Consider the following 1,809-nt stretch of genomic DNA (forward strand, 5'->3'; position numbering starts at 1 on the left):
CGATTGATGGAAGCAATGCATTCATTAAAAGATATCTCAGCTAGCGCAAAAAGCACTATTGATATTCCTGCTTGGAAACAATTGTGTTATGATGCGATGAATGATGATTTTAACACGCCAATTTTAATTGCGCAGTTATTTGAAGGCGTTCGTTTTATAAATATATTAAAAGATGGGAAAGAAACATTGAATACCGAGGATTTAAAATCATTCGAGAAAGCAATGACCGATTTTGTTTTTGAAGTTCTCGGAATGGAAGATGAAAAAATTTCAGATAGCAGTAATGACAAATTAGAAGGAACAGTTAATATGCTTATTGAAATGAGGAAACAAGCCCGTGACAATAAGAACTTTGCATTATCTGACCAAATTAGAGATCAACTAATAGCATTAGGAATTCAGCTCAAAGATGGTAAAGAAGGAACTACTTTTAGTATTTAAGTTCCAATTGCTACACGAACCAATTGTAAAAAATAAAAGTGACGTTTTACATAACTATTCAAAATATGTTATCAAAAATAATTGTTTACCCTTTTTTAGTATTGGTTCGGTTTTATCAGGTTGCTATTTCCCCTTTTACACCTGCAGCTTGTAGATTTCAACCAACTTGCTCTTCTTATATGATTGAAGCATTACAAACTCATGGTTTGTTTTATGGTGGTTTTCTTGGAATAAAACGCATCTTGAGTTGCCATCCTTGGGGAAAAACAGGTTACGATCCCGTTCCTAAAAAGTAAGCCATCACAAACATTAACTTTTTATACTTTAAAAATTGAACTTTAAATCTCTATTTTTACGATCAATAAACAAATTTAACACTAAATGACACACGCTTTAAACATTGTTTGGAATCCATCAGAAGGAATCGATTTAGGCTTTTTTATTATTCGATATTATAGCTTAATGTTTGTAATTGCTTTTGGATTAGGCTGGTACATCATGAAACACATTTTTGAACGTGAGGAAGAATCTCTTGAAAAACTAGATTCTTTGTTTATTTGGACTGTTCTTGCCACTTTAATTGGAGCACGATTAGGTCACGTTTTCTTTTATGATTGGGAATATTATCGCAATCACTTATCTGAAATTATTTTACCGTTTCGTTTTACTCCAAATTTTGAATTTACAGGCTATCAAGGGTTGGCAAGTCATGGCGCTGCAATTTCTATTATTGTTGCCATGTATTTTTACAGCAAAAACGTTCTTAGACGACCACAGTTATGGATTTTGGATCGAGTAGTAATACCGGTTGCCAGTGGCGCCATTTTTGTACGATTAGGGAATTTTTTTAATTCAGAAATTATAGGCTATGAAACGCAGTCCACTTTTGGAATAAAATTCATTAGAGATCACTTTAGCGCAACGGATGCAGTTAATGAAACACAAATAGCAAATCCAAAAGACGCGTACACTGCCATAGCCACTGATCCAAAATTTGCATCATTACTGGAGCAAGTTCCTGCTAAACATCCCACCCAGTTATACGAAGCGTTTTGCTACATTTTTGTTTTTGCCATCTTATTTTTCTTGTATTGGAAAACTGAAAAAAGAAAATACACTGGCTATATTTTTGGTATGTTTCTAGTTTTGTTATTCTCCGTGCGTATAGTAGTAGAATCGGTTAAAGAAAGTCAAGGAGGATTTGAAAGTGCCTTAGGATTACTTTCTACAGGTCAGTGGTTGAGTATTCCTTTTATACTCATTGGACTTTATTTTGTATTTACTGCAAAAAAAGAACAGAGTAGTTTATAAAAACTCACAGCTATCCGAAAGTTTTACTAAATAATAGAAAAACTGCCTCGACCCTTT

General features: G+C 33.4%; 3 protein-coding genes. All 3 read left to right on the top strand.

The window, feature by feature from the left end; translation table 11 throughout:
- Positions 1 to 441 (top strand): DALR domain-containing protein (locus tag AC061C_RS15695; protein WP_478291950.1); only part of this gene is annotated, 441 nt, incomplete at its 5' end.
- A 65-nt stretch (positions 442 to 506) separates the two neighbouring features.
- Positions 507 to 737 (top strand): membrane protein insertion efficiency factor YidD, encoded by a 231-nt coding sequence (yidD, locus tag AC061C_RS15700; RefSeq protein WP_417946601.1) that lies wholly within the window; start codon positions 507 to 509, stop codon positions 735 to 737.
- 85 nt (positions 738 to 822) lie between these two features.
- Positions 823 to 1,752 carry a prolipoprotein diacylglyceryl transferase gene (gene lgt / locus AC061C_RS15705; protein WP_478291951.1) on the top strand — a complete coding sequence of 310 codons (930 nt, stop codon included), beginning with the start codon at positions 823 to 825 and terminating at the stop codon, positions 1,750 to 1,752.
- Positions 1,753 to 1,809: the final 57 nt, after the last annotated feature.

It is taken from the genome of Flavobacterium sp. GNP010 (genome assembly GCF_056428945.1).

Bases quoted from the DNA above. Each gene is read 5' to 3' on its own strand.
- yidD (WP_417946601.1), top strand. From the start codon at position 507: ATGTTATCAAAAATAATTGTTTACCCTTTTTTAGTATTGGTTCGGTTT.
- lgt (WP_478291951.1), top strand. From the start codon at position 823: ATGACACACGCTTTAAACATTGTTTGGAATCCATCAGAAGGAATCGAT.